This window comes from Pseudomonas sp. Fl5BN2 (genome assembly GCF_009908205.1).
Lineage (GTDB): Bacteria > Pseudomonadota > Gammaproteobacteria > Pseudomonadales > Pseudomonadaceae > Aquipseudomonas.
The window spans coordinates 65,594-78,800 of record NZ_JAAARL010000029.1; the positions used below are offsets into that span (position 1 = coordinate 65,594).

A 13,207-nucleotide genomic window follows, 5' to 3' on the forward strand; every position below is an offset into this window, starting at 1 on the left:
AATATGGCGGGACGCTTACTTCTCGACGAATGCGCGCTCGATCAGATAGTCGCCCGGCTCGCGCATGCGCGGCGAAACAGTCAGGCCGAAACTGTTGAGCACTTCGCTGGTTTCATCCAGCATGCTCGGGCTGCCGCACAGCATGGCGCGGTCGTCCTGCGGGTTGATCGGCGGCAGGCCGATGTCGCTGAACAGTTTGCCACTGCGCATCAGGTCGGTCAGGCGGCCTTCGTTCTCGAACGGCTCACGGGTCACGGTGGGGTAGTAGATCAACTTCTCACGCAGCGCTTCACCGAAGAACTCGTTCTGCGGCAGGTGCTCGGTGATGAACTCGCGGTAGGCGACTTCGTTGACGTAACGTACGCCGTGGCACAGGATCACTTTTTCGAAACGCTCATAGGTTTCCGGATCCTGGATCACGCTCATGAACGGCGCCAGACCGGTACCGGTGCTGAGCAGGTACAGATGCTTACCCGGCTTCAAGTCATCCAGTACCAGGGTACCGGTTGGCTTCTTGCTGATGATGATCTCGTCGCCTTCCTTCAAATGCTGCAGTTGGGAAGTCAATGGACCGTCTGGAACCTTGATGCTGAAGAACTCGAGATGCTCTTCCCAGTTCGGACTGGCAATGGAGTAAGCACGCATAAGCGGACGGCCATTGGGCTGTTGCAGGCCGATCATCACGAACTGACCGTTCTCGAAGCGCAGACCCGGATCGCGGGTGCACTTGAAGCTGAACAGAGTGTCATTCCAGTGATGAACACTGAGGACACGCTCGTGGTTCATGTTGCTCATGTACGGGGGCTCCTAGAAATTGCCTGCGCTAACCATGAGCGCAATTGCACAGCATTCTAATGGCGGCGACAATATCTGTTAACTGGATTATTAAGATAAGGGTTATCGGTTATATCGATATGCGATTTACTCTCCGTCAACTGCAAGTCTTCGTCGCCGTCGCTCAGCAAGAGAGTGTTTCTCGTGCTGCCGGGCTCTTGGCACTCTCTCAATCGGCGGCGAGTACTTCGATCACCGAACTCGAACGCCAATCCAGCTGCCAGCTGTTCGACCGGGCCGGCAAGCGCCTGAGCCTCAACGCCCTGGGTAAACAGCTTCTGCCACAGGCAGTAGCACTGCTGGACCAAACCAAGGAAATCGAGGACCTGCTCAACGGCAAGTCCGGCTTCGGCTCGCTCTCGGTAGGCGCCACCCTGACCATCGGCAATTACCTGGCAACCCTGCTGATCGGCAGCTTCATGCAGCAGCACCCGGAGAGCCAGGTGAAGCTCCATGTGCAGAACACTGCGCATATCGTGCAACAGGTGGCCCACTACGAAATTGATCTGGGTCTAATCGAGGGTGACTGCAGCCATCCGGATATCGAAGTCCAGTCCTGGGTCGAGGATGAACTGGTGGTGTTCTGCGCACCGCAGCACCCATTGGCCAAACGCGGCCACGCCACCATGGAGGAGTTGACCCACGAAGCCTGGATTCTCCGCGAACAGGGTTCCGGAACACGCCTGACCTTCGACCAGGCCATGCGTCATCATCGCAGCGCACTGAATATTCGTCTGGAGCTGGAGCACACCGAAGCCATCAAGCGCGCAGTGGAATCGGGTCTGGGGATTGGTTGCATTTCAAGACTGGCCCTGCGCGATGCGTTTCGTCGCGGCAGCCTGGTACCCGTGGAAACACCGGGCCTGGATCTGGCCCGGCAGTTCTATTTCATCTGGCACAAGCAGAAGTATCAAACTTCCGCCATGCGCGAGTTTCTCGAACTGTGTCGTTCCTTTACTGCCGGGGTGCAACGCAGCGACGAAATCGTCCTGCCGAGCATTCCCTAGATCAGAACAGGATCACCGCCCAGACAATGGTGATCATGCTCAGGGCGACAAACTGCGCCGCGCTGCCCATGTCCTTGGCATTTTTCGACAACGGGTGGCGATCCAGGGAAATACGGTCGATGGCGGCCTCCACCGCCGAGTTGAGCAACTCGACGATCAGCGCCAGCAAGCACACGGCAATCAACAGCGCGCGCTCGACTCGACTGACGTGGAGCAGGAAGCTCAGGGGAATCAGGATCACATTGAGCAGCACCAGTTGACGAAATGCCGCCTCGCCAGTGAAAGCTACGCGCAAGCCATCGAACGAATAGCCGGCGGCATTAAGGATACGTTTAAGACCGGTTTGACCTTTGAATGGCGACATAAGCTGAGCAACTGAATAAAAAGAAGTGAGGAAGCTAGTTCAACAAAAGTCAAAAAAACGTGAACAAACAGCCGTTTAATGGCTGGAAATTGACTCAAGTTGTTGCAGGAGCAGCGCCGCCTGGGTACGTGTGCGAACCCCGAGCTTGCGGAAAATCGCCGTGACGTGAGCCTTGATCGTGGCCTCCGAAACACTCAGTTCATAAGCGATCTGCTTGTTCAGCAAACCCTCGCACACCATGGTCAACACCCGGAACTGCTGGGGAGTCAGGCTTGCCAGGCCGGCGCTGGCGGCCTTGGCTTCCGCCGAGACACTGACCTCTTCGAACGCTTGCGGTGGCCACCAGACATCACCGTCGAGCACACTGCGCACGGCCTGCTGAATGACTTCCAGGGAACTGGATTTTGGAATGAAACCGCTGGCCCCGAACTCTCGGGAGCGCACCATGACGGAAGCTTCTTCCTGCGCCGACACCATCACCACCGGAATTTGCGGGTATTGCCCACGTAACAGCACCAGACCAGAAAAACCGTAGGCACCGGGCATGTTCAGGTCCAGTAGCACCAAGTCCCAGTCGGCTTTTTCAGTGAGGCGGGTTTCCAGTTCGGCGATGCTCGCTACTTCCACCAAACGCACATCGGCCCCTAGGCCCAGAGTGACAGCTTGATGCAGCGCGCTGCGAAAAAGCGGGTGGTCATCGGCAATCAGGATTTCGTATGTGGCCATTTTTTCAATGATCCTGTTTTTCATGGCAGGACTGACGCATTCAATCCTCACCAAAGCAACACAGGTGCTCGCCAGAATGCGACACCCAAAGAGCACAAACACCGCGAAAAACGCTGTTGCAAAGCACGCGGGCGCCCTAATCGGCGCCAAGCATGCCCAGCGAAGCCGGGGTGGTCAAGCTTCAAGCTTTGCGGCATCTTAGCTGGCTAACTAATAAGAGAGCCATCATGCGAAGCCAAGCCTTGCGTGCCGATGTCCTGATGCTGATTACCGCCGTTATCTGGGGTTCAGCGTTTGTCGCACAGACCTCTGGAATGGATCATATAGGTCCCTTCCTCTATTCTGGCCTGCGCTTCGCCCTGGGCTCACTTTGCCTCTTGCCCTTGGTGCTGCGCAAAACACCTGCTGAACGCCAACCCATCTCCCGCCTCAATCGCGGCCTGCTGTTGGGTGGTGTGTTTATGGGGCTGGCCTTGGCCCTGGGGATCAACCTGCAGCAAGTCGGCTTGATGTTTACCACTGTGACCAATGCCGGTTTCATCACCGGTCTCTACGTTATTGTAGTGCCGCTTCTGGGGCTGCTGATTGGTCATAAAACCGGGCTGGGCACCTGGCTCGGCGCGATATTGGCGGTGGTGGGCATGTTCCTGCTGAGCGTCAGCGACAACTTTCATGTTGCCTCGGGAGACTGGCTGCAGTTGATTGGCGCCTTTGTCTGGGGCGGGCACGTGATTCTGGTGGGTGTTTTCGCCAATCGCCATGACCCGATTCGCCTGGCCTTCCTGCAATTCGCCACCTGCTCAGTGGTGAGCCTGATCCTCGCGCTATGCTTGGAACCAATTCACTGGAACGCGATTGTCGCCGCCGGCCCGGCCATTCTCTACGGTGGCGTGGTTGCCGTCGGCATTGGCTACACCCTGCAGGTGGTTGCCCAGAAGGATGCGATTGCTTCCCACGCAGCGATCATTCTGTCCCTGGAAGCTGTGTTTGCCGCCATTGCCGGAGCCTGGCTACTGGATGAGTCGCTGCAGATGCGCGGCTACTTCGGTTGCGCACTGATGCTCTGCGGGATGCTGGTGGCCCAGCTATGGCCGCAGAAACCTCAGGCGCTGGCCAGCGCTACACAAAGGGCTTGAGCCGGGAGTGAACTTCATCATCCGGATCGATGGCCTTCTGAAACTTTGCCGATAAATAATGGGTGCTGAACACATCAAGGTAGGCATCCAGCACCTGGCTGACGTGCTCATCTCCCGCCAGCTCCAGGCATAAAGCCGCCACTTCAGCCGTGCAGAAGTGGTCATCACGCTTGGAGCGGCGCAACTTGTAGCGCGAGAGTTTCTCAGGCGACAGGCTCAGGACCGGCAAGTGCTCAAGGTAGGGACTCTTGCGAAACATCTTGCGGGCTTCGCTCCAAGTGGCGTCCAGCAGAATGAACAGTGGACGCTTGCCCTCTTCCTGCCTGACCTCACTGACCACTCGCTCGGGGGCCACGAACTCCCCCGGAAAGACGATGTAAGGCTGCCACTGCGGATCGGCAAGCAACGCCAGCAATTGCGGGTCAACCTCGGTACGCGACCAGCTAAACGCTGAAGTATCGGCAATCACATCGGCAATCAACCAACCGGTGTTGCTTGGCTTGAGCGGCTCAACATCATGCATCACCAGGCACATAGCCGAATTGGCAGTGACATGCGGCCGCCAGCTACACAGGCAATGACTGGGAATGACACGGCAACGCGGGCAACGCTCAGCCCGTGAACCACGCGCGAAAAACGGTCTGGCCACACGCTCCATACGCAGATCACGTAAACGGGAAACCGCATGACTCATTGCGGACTACGCCGGAAAAAGGCAGGAATCGACACGAAAAAAACTCGGAAGGGTAAAAAGTTGGACAAGTTTATCAGAGCTATCTGTTCAAACCTGTACCGTCTTCTTATCTCTCCCCCTATAATTCGTCGCCACTGAACGCACAGTCGAGTGGCTGGTCGAAGCATCAGTCAATGCACCAGGAGAGTTTCATGTTGCGCTTTACCATCCCTACCATCGCCCTTCTACTGGCCTTGCCCCTGGGCGCCCAGGCTGCGTCTTTGCAAGAGTTCGAGCTGAGCAAAATGCTGGAGAAGGTCGCTACGGAAAGCAACGTCGGCACTCCTCGGGAAGTCAACGAGAACATTCTCGACCAGGGTTATACCGTTGAAGGCAAAGAGCTGATTAACCACCTCAGCGTCCAGGCTGGCCACGCCGAACAGATGCGTGCCAACCCCAAGGCGGTCTATCTGCAACTGGGCGCCAGCGTCTGCCGTAATCCCAACTACCGCAAACTGATGGCCAAAGGTGCAGTCATGCGGTACGAGTTCACTGAGAACCGCACTAATCGCCCGGTAGCCTCAGCGCGCTTTAAGGAATCGGATTGCCCTGCACAGAGCCCGCAAAAGAAGAAGTGATCACGAACGGGCTGCGCGCCGCTGCTGATCATCGGCGCGCAACTCCGCCACCAGGGCCTGTAGATAACGCGAAGGCCGCTCCTCACCCGCCAATCGGCGCCGGCACTCTTCCTCCAGAGTCAAATGATTGGACACCGCAGCAGCTTGCAACAGCTGATAAAGCTGCGGGTCAATTTCCAACATGACAGTGGTCATCCATCGCCTCCATGCCCTCGGCTAGCGCCGACGAAAGCACTCTTGCCCCGTCCCGGACCTTGCTCCTGAACCAAGCGCTGTAACTTAGTAAATCAGAGTCAAAGACCGTCGCTGCGCCTTCTGACCAGCGGTGTCGAACCCAGCAAAATCATCAACCAGCGGTTGCCAGCCAAGACTTTATGGGCACATGATCAAGTCATGTCCGAAGGTTCCCACTGATTGCCCACGGGCGGTTCAGGAGGCCGTCCACCCGCGTCTTGTAGTGCGATTGTTTTCTCAATAAAGGAAAGCAGAACCTCTGTGAATGTCTCAGGCACTGCTTAGCGACTGCCGGCGGTGATTGGGTCAGCAAAGTTGCTCACGCGTTGGGCTGAGCAAACAGCGACACAGGCAGTGTCGTGGCACGTTCGAATATCTCGGGCGTGTCCAAGGTTCTGTGCAGAAGGAGAAGCTGAATGCCTTACCAATCGAATGACCTTTTAACCCGTCATTTTCAAAGCAACGGTGTCGACCTCACGAACCAGGTCGAAGAACAACTCAACCAGATTGCCCCCAACAGCCCGAATATTGCTCTTTACCGCGACATGGTCCTCACTGTCCTACGGATGGCTGAGGATGACCTCAACCGCTGGAACGCCAAGATTACCCTGCAGGCACTCCGCGAACTGGAACACGCCTTCCGGGTATTGGAACAGTTCAAGGGCCGGCGCAAGGTGACGGTTTTCGGCTCGGCGCGAACCCCAAGCGAACATCCGCTGTATGCCATGGCCAAAGAGCTGGGGGCAGCCCTGGCCCGCTCGGACCTGATGGTCATCACTGGCGCCGGCGGTGGCATCATGGCTGCCGCCCACGATGGTGCAGGCCTGGAACACAGCCTGGGCTTCAACATCACCCTGCCTTTTGAACAACATGCCAACCCCACAGTCGGCGGCACAGAGAATCTCCTGTCGTTCCACTTCTTCTTCACCCGCAAGCTGTTCTTCGTCAAGGAAGCCGATGCCCTGGTGCTCTGCCCAGGAGGTTTCGGCACCCTGGATGAAGCTCTGGAAGTACTAACGTTGATTCAGACCGGCAAAAGCCCGCTAGTACCAGTGGTGCTATTGGACGCACCGGGCGGGCAGTTCTGGCAAGGTGCCCTGGACTTCATCCACAACCAGTTGGAAGCCAATCGCTACATCCTGCCCAGCGATATGAAACTCGTTCGCCTGGTGCACAGTACCGAAGAAGCGGTGGAGGAAATCCAGCAGTTCTATGCCAACTTCCATTCCAGCCGCTGGCTGAAACAGCAGTTCGTTATCCGCATGAACTACAACCTCAATGAACAGGCGCTGGAACAGATGCAAACAGCATTCGCCGACCTGTGCCTGAGCGGTCAGTTCCAGCAACATGCCTACAGTGGTGAGGAGCATGACGAAGTGCAGTTCAGCCATCTGGCGCGGCTGTCGTTCATCTTCAACGCTAGGGACAATGGTCGCTTGCGCGAGTTGATCGACTTCATCAACCAACCGAAAAACTGGTCCAGGCCGCAACCCAAGGCAACACAGCGCGAGAGAGAAACCAGCAAAGTCAGCTGATCAAAGCCATCGCCCGCTGCATCATGCAGCGGGTACGGCATCAGTCATCCAGGTCTCGGCCACTCAACAAACGGCCAATCATGTCCATGGAGTATCCGCGGTAACTCAGAAAACGCCCTTGCTTGGCGCGCTCCCGGGCATCCACAGGAAGCTGGCCGGCAAACTTGCGCTGCCAAACATCGCGCAATTGCTCTTGCCAGTCGATGGCGCACTCACGCAAGGCGAGATCGATATCGCTGCGTTGCAAACCGCGCTGGCTGAGTTCTTCACGTATGCGCATCGGCCCATAACCTGAACGGGCACGATAGGAAACGAAGCTTTCAAGGTAACGGGATTCGGAGAGCAACCCGTCGTCCGTCAAACGGTCAAGGGCGGCTTCGATCATTTCAGGAGGGGCGCCGCGCTGACGCAGTTTACGCGTCAGCTCGACTCGACCATGCTCGCGTCGCGCGAGCAGGTCCATTGCAGTTCGCCGCACCGCGACGAGGGTATCAAGTACGGCAGTCATTGGATCGATCAGATATCGGCGTCAGCCATATCGGCCTCGGTCTCTTTGACCGACTCGGCTTTGGCGTCTGTCGAAGCTGTCAGCAGCTTGTCGCGAATCTGCTTCTCCAGCGCATTACCAATTTCCGGGTTGTCCTGCAGGAACTTCGCCGAGTTGGCCTTGCCCTGACCGATCTTGTTGCCCTGGTAGCTGTACCAGGCACCGGATTTTTCCAGGAACCCGTGAAGAACGCCCAGATCGATGATCTCGCCGTTGAGGTAGATGCCCTTGCCGTAAAGAATCTGGAACTCAGCCTGACGGAACGGCGGAGCCACCTTGTTCTTGACGATCTTGACCCGGGTTTCGCTGCCAACCACTTCGTCGCCTTCCTTCACCGCGCCAGTACGACGGATGTCCAGACGGACCGAAGCATAGAACTTCAGCGCGTTACCACCGGTGGTGGTTTCCGGGCTGCCGAACATCACGCCGATCTTCATACGAATCTGGTTGATGAAGATCACCAGGCAGTTGGCGTTCTTGATGTTCCCGGTGATTTTACGCAGCGCCTGGGACATCAGACGGGCTTGCAGGCCCACGTGCATGTCACCCATTTCGCCTTCGATTTCAGCCTTGGGTACCAGGGCCGCCACGGAGTCGATGACGATCACGTCTACCGCGTTGGAACGCACCAGCATGTCGGTGATTTCCAGTGCCTGTTCGCCAGTGTCAGGTTGGGAAACCAGCAGGTCGTCAACATTGACCCCCAGCTTGCCAGCGTATTCCGGGTCCAGCGCGTGCTCGGCGTCGACGAACGCACAGGTAGCGCCAGCTTTCTGTGCCTGGGCGATGACCGACAGGGTCAAGGTGGTTTTACCGGACGACTCAGGACCGTAGATTTCAACGATACGGCCTTTTGGCAGACCGCCAATGCCCAGAGCAATGTCCAGACCCAGAGAGCCAGTGGAAATAGCCGGGATCGCCTGACGGTCGTGATCGCCCATACGCATTACGGCACCCTTGCCGAATTGACGTTCGATCTGACCCAGGGCCGCAGCCAAGGCTTTCTTCTTGTTGTCGTCCATTAAAGTCCTCACGTAATCAATAAGGCCTGACGGCCAACACCTGTATAAGTAGCCAGTATTATTCCACAGCGTTCGAGGATCGCCTACCCCTGATTTGCGATTTCTGCCGCGGCATGTTGCAGCAACCCCTCTAGCGCGGCTTTCACCGTTTGTCGGCGGACCTCATCGCGGTTCCCCGGGAAGTGCCGGCACTCGCTGCTCAGCGTCTCTCCCGCGCCCCAGGCCAGCCAGACGGTGCCCACAGGCTTCTGTGCGGAACCGCCATCCGGCCCGGCAATACCGCTGACCGCCACGGCAAAATGCGCATGACTCTTGGCCTGGGCGCCGCGGACCATGGCCTCGACCACTTCACGGCTGACCGCACCAACAGTGCCGAACAGCTCCACCGGCACATTCAGCTGCTGGGTCTTTTGGCGGTTGGAGTAGGTCACATAACCGGCCTCGAACCAGGCCGAGCTCCCCGGAATCCGGGTGATCGCCTCCGCGATCCCACCGCCCGTACAGGATTCCGCCGTGGTGACGTGGGCATTCAGAACCTGCAGACGCCGGCCGAGTTCAGCGGCAAGCTGGGTAATTTCTTTCACGTCTCTCTCCTGATGGGGCTGGCGTGTACCTACCGTACACCAGGCGAGGTGGCTTGCAAGTGACAAGCTGTCAGGAAACCGAACGACTCTGGGCCACTGCATCAGGCGAGGAAGTCCCTGGGCAGTCCCAGCCCGTCAGTAGGTGCGGCCCCAGCAAGAAAGCTTCCGCTGCTTGCCAAGATGCCTAGACCCGCCGGAATGAATAAAGGGTATGGCCAGAACACTGTGCTTGCTCGCCCGCTCTCCCTGAGTTGTTGCCGCAGAAGATGAGACCATGTGCAAAGAGCTCCGCATGATCGCGGAGCTCCTTGCAGTTTTTAGAACACGTTGTTCCAGGTGTAGCTACCGGTTTTCCACTTGTGGTCCGGGTAGAAGACACGCGGCGGCTTGATGCTTGGGGTGTACCCGAAACGAGCCCAGATCGGCCGCTCGGTTACGATCGTGAAGCTGCCGTTTGCCTGCAGACGGATACTTGCGCCAGGGTGGCCGCCAGTGCCGCTTTGCCACACTACGGCATTGTTCGCAGCGTAGATCACCAGGTTACCGTCTTCTTGCATTACACATCGCACGCCGCCTTTGTTCTGGGTGTAAGTCGCCCAGACAACGCTGGCGTTCGGACCGTAGACCACCAGGTTGCCATCCCCCTGGAAGACCAGAGAGTGGTCGCCAGCGCCGTAAAAATGACCCGGTACCAGCTCAGTAGTACCACCGATAATCATGGCAGCCCCGACCGCCGGGGTGAACACGCGACCGTTAGGTGCATACCAGTGAGGGAGGGTGTCGACGGTTACGATGTTCCCGTCATCCTGAACCTGGGTGAACGCGCGCAGTGATGCATCTTCACGAGAGCCCATGGTTGGGTCGCTCGGAGTAGTCGACCAGATACGGCCACGCAGAGGGTCATCCAGGACGAAGCCGTAATTCATGAAGACCATCATCGGGTCCTTTTTGTTGCCCTTGCTCACATTCGTGAAGGGGGTGTTCTGGTCAGCGACCCATGCCAACTGAGCACCGTCATAGAGCGCGAGGTTGCCATCCGGCTGAAAGAGCAGCTTGAAGCGCTTGTTAGGAGACTGCAGAAACTGGTTCGGCGCCATGTAGTAGCGAGCTGGCAGTACAGAAGAACCGTTATCGGTAAAGTCGTATCGAATCCAAGCCATGTTGTTACCTATTGAGTCGAATGATTGGCCGCGGAAAATTCCGCTCTCATGTCGCTCATAGGCGATTGCCCGAGGCTCGTGGCCTTCACATGATTCAACGTCCCGCATCGGGAACATTTGATCTGGAGCTCTGTGAACTCACCCGTACGGGCGAGAAGTCGTTTGCAATGACCGCATCTGCATTCTTTTAGCATCGGCACATCCGCTTGATTATCTGCCGGCCCATGCTCCGCTTGTGGGAGCCATTGAGCGTTGGTTGGCCTGCGCGCTATCACGATCTGGCGAACAAGAAAAGGCCATCATTCTCAGTAAAGAATGGATCGATAGGCGGGCTCCAGACCCTGGATCTCGCCAGCAGACTGCTGGCTTACCACTACCGTCGTCCGTCTAGTTAGACGACAAGCATGAGCCTGTCGTTTTCAGGCTGCTGGACAATGGTCTTGAACGAGTTTTTAAGCATAAAGGGACACCGTACCGCTCTCAGTGCTGCCGCTGCGCCGCCGCGGTGCCCTGTCGCACTGCCTGAGACTCACGAACCCACTGCTGCAACGCCTTCAATTGCTCGGCATTAGCGTGGCATTCGCTGTAGTTGTCGACGACGCTGGCGGCGACGGTAGAGAGTGCAAGACCCGAGGCGGTGCCATCAGCGACGCTGGGGCCTCCGGCCACAGGCAGGTTGACGGCGCCGGCGTCGTGCACCCGGACAAAACCATCAGGCACGACACAAGCGTCATCCGCTGTTTTCGAGACATAGATAGGGACTTCCTTGGTGAGGGTGGCGCCCGCCTGGTAGACCTTGACGATGCGGTCAACGTACTCGACCACCACCTTTTCCTTGACCGTGCCCAGGGCCTGGCCTTGCTCGAAGGATTGCCTGAGACGAGTTTCATCGAGGCCCTGGTTTTTAATCCGTTCAGTGCTGGCACCGCTCACGTAGCCGAGGGCATAGAGCAACCCGGCCGCGACGGCGATGGCCAACCAACTGCGAAGGTTCATCGCGATGCTCCTTTGGCGAGATGAAGGGCAAGACCCGGTAGCGCTGCGTTCGCCCCCGAAGGGGCACCGCAGTTGATAAGGCTGGAGTGCCGACCTTTTCATCCGCACAAAATCCGAGCCTGTGGCAACGCAGAAACGCTTTCTGCCTGTCGGTCGATCCTGGCCTCAGATCGCGGGCAGACACAGCACTGCTCGTGCCCTGGCCCAGAGTTGCAGACGATCCTGCAGACCGTTCAGACCGCCGTTGATACGTCGGGTAATGCTGTTGAACTCATCGCGATCGGCCAGGGCATTAAGCCCACCGCGCTCCCAGAACCAGGCCGCCGACTCGGCGGCCCATTGCGGCTGCTCCAGCAGCTCCGGCAACTCCAGCAGGCGCTCATCGCCAAACAGCCCGAGGCTGCACTGGCGATAGTTGCTGCGTCCGGTGATCTGGATCAGCCCGCGCCCGCGATAGCGCTGGCCATCACCGTCGGCTTCCGGGGTGTTGCCCAGGCGCGCTGCCAGAGTGCCGGTGTCGTACTTGCTCAGGTACTGATCGCTACCCAGTTCACGCACGTATTGCAGTTGCCCGGATTCGTGACCGATCTGGGCGAGAAAGGCCGCCTGGCGCTTCGGCGTATCGATCTGCCGATGAGCCATGGCGGTGTTGAGTGGAGAAACAAAAACGCCCGCTTGGCGGCGGGCGTTAGGCATGATTTGTTGCAGTTGTTGTTCGGTAATCAGCATGGTCAGATTTTCGAGGTTGGATAAAAAACGCCCCATCAGTGCGGGGCGTTTACTCGCTCTGCTCAGCAACCCAGGGCGGCGCTGCAGGACGGTACCGGGCATCAGGAAAGTCAGACGACTGTGGCCAGTCGCGCAGCGCCTGCATATACACAAGCAGCGCCTTGAATTGCTCGCCATCAATACTTGTCGGAGCTTCGATTTCCAGTTGATCGCGGTGACGTTCACGCAGCCACATAAATGAAGCCAACTCGGTATCACGCCAATTGCGCTCGCTGTCCTGCGTCGCAGGCAATGGCGCTGTCGTGCTGTCGATGTAAACCTGCGCCTCCTCTTCGGACATGGGTATCAGATGGCTAGGGATAAAGTGCGCTGGGGCATCGTCATCGTAAGCATGGACCTTGTCGGTCTGGGAGTTATGGAAATATTTCATGTGCGCAGCTCCGACCATAGGGGACTAACCGGATTATTAAGAGTTACTGAATAGGTTGCACCAGCAGGGACAACAAACGTTGTGTAATACGCAATATTTGTCACAGTCACCCCCCCGCAAGTAGCAGTAACTGCGCCGGAGTTTATTGATACCTGGACCTGAATTGGACGACCCGTCGTGTTTGTGTAGACCGTGCCAGAAACGCGGCTAGCCGTGACGTTCTGCCAGGCCTGACCATCACCTAGGCCCCGTGGTCTGACTTCTAGCGCTGAAACGTTTGCAGCCAAGCCTGCGATGTCGATGTTTCCCTGATTGACCGGGGCGTTCCAGGCTTTGATGCACCACATGACCGCCAGGTTGCGCGGCCGAGCTTCCGAACCACCCGAACTCGCAATTTCGCCTAAGTAGCTGACCCTGGAACCCGCTCCTCCTGTAAGTCCCCCACCGGAGGTAATATCAGAAGAAAGAATTTTCCATCCAGCACCTGCAGTTAACCCGTGAGTATGTGCTTTGTTGTCGCTGTCCTGCCAAGTACCAATCAGCCGTCCCGCATCCACCCCCCGCCCATGATCCCAACCTGTCTCTTATACAC

17 protein-coding genes and 1 pseudogene are annotated in these 13,207 nt (G+C 57.6%); 4 read left to right on the forward strand and 14 right to left on the reverse strand.

Annotated features, from left to right (window positions below; translation table 11 throughout):
* Positions 1-15: 15 nt before the first annotated feature.
* Positions 16-795 carry a ferredoxin-NADP reductase gene (fpr, locus tag GV819_RS29300; RefSeq protein WP_007923929.1) on the reverse strand — a complete coding sequence of 260 codons (780 nt, stop codon included), beginning with the start codon at positions 793-795 and terminating at the stop codon, positions 16-18.
* Between the two features lie 119 nt (positions 796-914).
* On the opposite strand from fpr, the gene GV819_RS29305 reads away from it, so the two are divergent.
* Positions 915-1,841, forward strand: a complete 927-nt coding sequence (locus GV819_RS29305; protein ID WP_161759520.1) for a LysR family transcriptional regulator — start codon at positions 915-917, stop codon at positions 1,839-1,841.
* Position 1,842: 1 nt separating this feature from the next.
* On the opposite strand, the gene GV819_RS29310 is transcribed toward GV819_RS29305, so the two are convergent.
* Complete coding sequence (locus tag GV819_RS29310) at positions 1,843-2,205, reverse strand: diacylglycerol kinase (protein ID WP_161759521.1); 363 nt, start codon at positions 2,203-2,205, stop codon at positions 1,843-1,845.
* Between the two features lie 75 nt (positions 2,206-2,280).
* A complete protein-coding gene (gene erdR / locus GV819_RS29315) occupies positions 2,281-2,931 on the reverse strand; it encodes a response regulator transcription factor ErdR (protein ID WP_161759522.1) in 651 nt (216 codons plus the stop codon).
* A 227-nt stretch (positions 2,932-3,158) separates the two neighbouring features.
* Between erdR and GV819_RS29320 the strand changes: the two genes are divergently transcribed.
* A complete protein-coding gene (locus GV819_RS29320; protein ID WP_161759523.1) occupies positions 3,159-4,067 on the forward strand; it encodes a DMT family transporter in 909 nt (302 codons plus the stop codon).
* On the opposite strand, the gene GV819_RS29325 is transcribed toward GV819_RS29320, so the two are convergent.
* On the reverse strand, positions 4,051-4,761 hold the full coding sequence (locus tag GV819_RS29325; RefSeq protein ID WP_161759524.1) for a tRNA-uridine aminocarboxypropyltransferase: 711 nt from the start codon (positions 4,759-4,761) through the stop codon (positions 4,051-4,053). The two genes, GV819_RS29320 and GV819_RS29325, sit on opposite strands and share 17 nt — an antisense overlap.
* A 191-nt stretch (positions 4,762-4,952) precedes the next feature.
* Here GV819_RS29325 and GV819_RS29330 point away from each other — a divergent pair, with 191 nt between their 5' ends.
* Positions 4,953-5,378, forward strand: a complete 426-nt coding sequence (locus GV819_RS29330) for a quorum-sensing-regulated virulence factor family protein (RefSeq protein WP_161759525.1) — start codon at positions 4,953-4,955, stop codon at positions 5,376-5,378.
* On the opposite strand, the gene GV819_RS29335 is transcribed toward GV819_RS29330, so the two are convergent.
* The gene (locus GV819_RS29335) at positions 5,379-5,573 is read right to left on the reverse strand and encodes a hypothetical protein (RefSeq protein ID WP_161759526.1); all 195 of its coding nucleotides are present in this window, start codon (positions 5,571-5,573) and stop codon (positions 5,379-5,381) included.
* Positions 5,574-6,028: 455 nt separating this feature from the next.
* Between GV819_RS29335 and GV819_RS29340 the strand changes: the two genes are divergently transcribed.
* Positions 6,029-7,147, forward strand: coding sequence for a TIGR00730 family Rossman fold protein (locus GV819_RS29340; RefSeq protein WP_161759527.1), 1,119 nt, complete (start codon positions 6,029-6,031; stop codon positions 7,145-7,147).
* A gap of 40 nt (positions 7,148-7,187) precedes the next feature.
* Here GV819_RS29340 and recX read toward each other — a convergent pair whose 3' ends face one another.
* From recX to GV819_RS33885, 9 genes and pseudogenes are all read right to left on the reverse strand, one after another.
* Positions 7,188-7,655: a recombination regulator RecX gene (gene recX / locus GV819_RS29345; protein WP_161759528.1), complete on the reverse strand. Its 468-nt coding sequence runs from the start codon at positions 7,653-7,655 to the stop codon at positions 7,188-7,190.
* Positions 7,656-7,663: 8 nt separating this feature from the next.
* Positions 7,664-8,716, reverse strand: a complete 1,053-nt coding sequence (gene recA, locus GV819_RS29350) for a recombinase RecA (protein ID WP_161759529.1) — start codon at positions 8,714-8,716, stop codon at positions 7,664-7,666.
* 83 nt (positions 8,717-8,799) lie between these two features.
* Complete coding sequence (locus GV819_RS29355; RefSeq protein WP_161759530.1) at positions 8,800-9,300, reverse strand: CinA family protein; 501 nt, start codon at positions 9,298-9,300, stop codon at positions 8,800-8,802.
* 317 nt (positions 9,301-9,617) lie between these two features.
* Positions 9,618-10,460 carry a putidacin L1 family lectin-like bacteriocin gene (locus tag GV819_RS29360; RefSeq protein ID WP_161759531.1) on the reverse strand — a complete coding sequence of 281 codons (843 nt, stop codon included), beginning with the start codon at positions 10,458-10,460 and terminating at the stop codon, positions 9,618-9,620.
* A gap of 8 nt (positions 10,461-10,468) precedes the next feature.
* Positions 10,469-10,654, reverse strand: a complete 186-nt coding sequence (locus GV819_RS29365; protein WP_161759532.1) for a Com family DNA-binding transcriptional regulator — start codon at positions 10,652-10,654, stop codon at positions 10,469-10,471.
* Positions 10,655-10,940: 286 nt separating this feature from the next.
* Positions 10,941-11,456 (reverse strand): hypothetical protein, encoded by a 516-nt coding sequence (locus GV819_RS29370; RefSeq protein ID WP_161759533.1) that lies wholly within the window; start codon positions 11,454-11,456, stop codon positions 10,941-10,943.
* Between the two features lie 165 nt (positions 11,457-11,621).
* Positions 11,622-12,185: a glycoside hydrolase family 19 protein gene (locus GV819_RS29375; protein ID WP_161759534.1), complete on the reverse strand. Its 564-nt coding sequence runs from the start codon at positions 12,183-12,185 to the stop codon at positions 11,622-11,624.
* A gap of 49 nt (positions 12,186-12,234) precedes the next feature.
* Positions 12,235-12,615: a phage tail assembly chaperone gene (locus tag GV819_RS29380; protein WP_161759535.1), complete on the reverse strand. Its 381-nt coding sequence runs from the start codon at positions 12,613-12,615 to the stop codon at positions 12,235-12,237.
* Positions 12,612-13,193: pseudogene (locus GV819_RS33885) on the reverse strand (phage tail protein); the annotation flags it as partial. The pseudogene GV819_RS33885 and the gene GV819_RS29380, both read right to left, overlap by 4 nt.
* Positions 13,194-13,207 lie beyond the last annotated feature (14 nt).

Excerpts from the sequence above, each read along its gene's own strand:
- GV819_RS29330 (WP_161759525.1), top strand. The coding sequence starts at position 4,953 with ATGTTGCGCTTTACCATCCCTACCATCGCCCTTCTACTGGCCTTGCCC.
- recA (WP_161759529.1), bottom strand. The coding sequence starts at position 8,716 with ATGGACGACAACAAGAAGAAAGCCTTGGCTGCGGCCCTGGGTCAGATC.
- GV819_RS29375 (WP_161759534.1), bottom strand. The coding sequence starts at position 12,185 with ATGCTGATTACCGAACAACAACTGCAACAAATCATGCCTAACGCCCGC.
- GV819_RS29305 (WP_161759520.1), top strand. The coding sequence starts at position 915 with ATGCGATTTACTCTCCGTCAACTGCAAGTCTTCGTCGCCGTCGCTCAG.
- GV819_RS29335 (WP_161759526.1), bottom strand. The coding sequence starts at position 5,573 with ATGACCACTGTCATGTTGGAAATTGACCCGCAGCTTTATCAGCTGTTG.
- GV819_RS29370 (WP_161759533.1), bottom strand. The coding sequence starts at position 11,456 with ATGAACCTTCGCAGTTGGTTGGCCATCGCCGTCGCGGCCGGGTTGCTC.
- GV819_RS29310 (WP_161759521.1), bottom strand. The coding sequence starts at position 2,205 with ATGTCGCCATTCAAAGGTCAAACCGGTCTTAAACGTATCCTTAATGCC.
- recX (WP_161759528.1), bottom strand. The coding sequence starts at position 7,655 with ATGACTGCCGTACTTGATACCCTCGTCGCGGTGCGGCGAACTGCAATG.
- GV819_RS29325 (WP_161759524.1), bottom strand. The coding sequence starts at position 4,761 with ATGAGTCATGCGGTTTCCCGTTTACGTGATCTGCGTATGGAGCGTGTG.
- GV819_RS29340 (WP_161759527.1), top strand. The coding sequence starts at position 6,029 with ATGCCTTACCAATCGAATGACCTTTTAACCCGTCATTTTCAAAGCAAC.
- fpr (WP_007923929.1), bottom strand. The coding sequence starts at position 795 with ATGAGCAACATGAACCACGAGCGTGTCCTCAGTGTTCATCACTGGAAT.
- GV819_RS29320 (WP_161759523.1), top strand. The coding sequence starts at position 3,159 with ATGCGAAGCCAAGCCTTGCGTGCCGATGTCCTGATGCTGATTACCGCC.
- GV819_RS29365 (WP_161759532.1), bottom strand. The coding sequence starts at position 10,654 with ATGCTAAAAGAATGCAGATGCGGTCATTGCAAACGACTTCTCGCCCGT.
- GV819_RS29380 (WP_161759535.1), bottom strand. The coding sequence starts at position 12,615 with ATGAAATATTTCCATAACTCCCAGACCGACAAGGTCCATGCTTACGAT.
- erdR (WP_161759522.1), bottom strand. The coding sequence starts at position 2,931 with ATGGCCACATACGAAATCCTGATTGCCGATGACCACCCGCTTTTTCGC.
- GV819_RS29360 (WP_161759531.1), bottom strand. The coding sequence starts at position 10,460 with ATGGCTTGGATTCGATACGACTTTACCGATAACGGTTCTTCTGTACTG.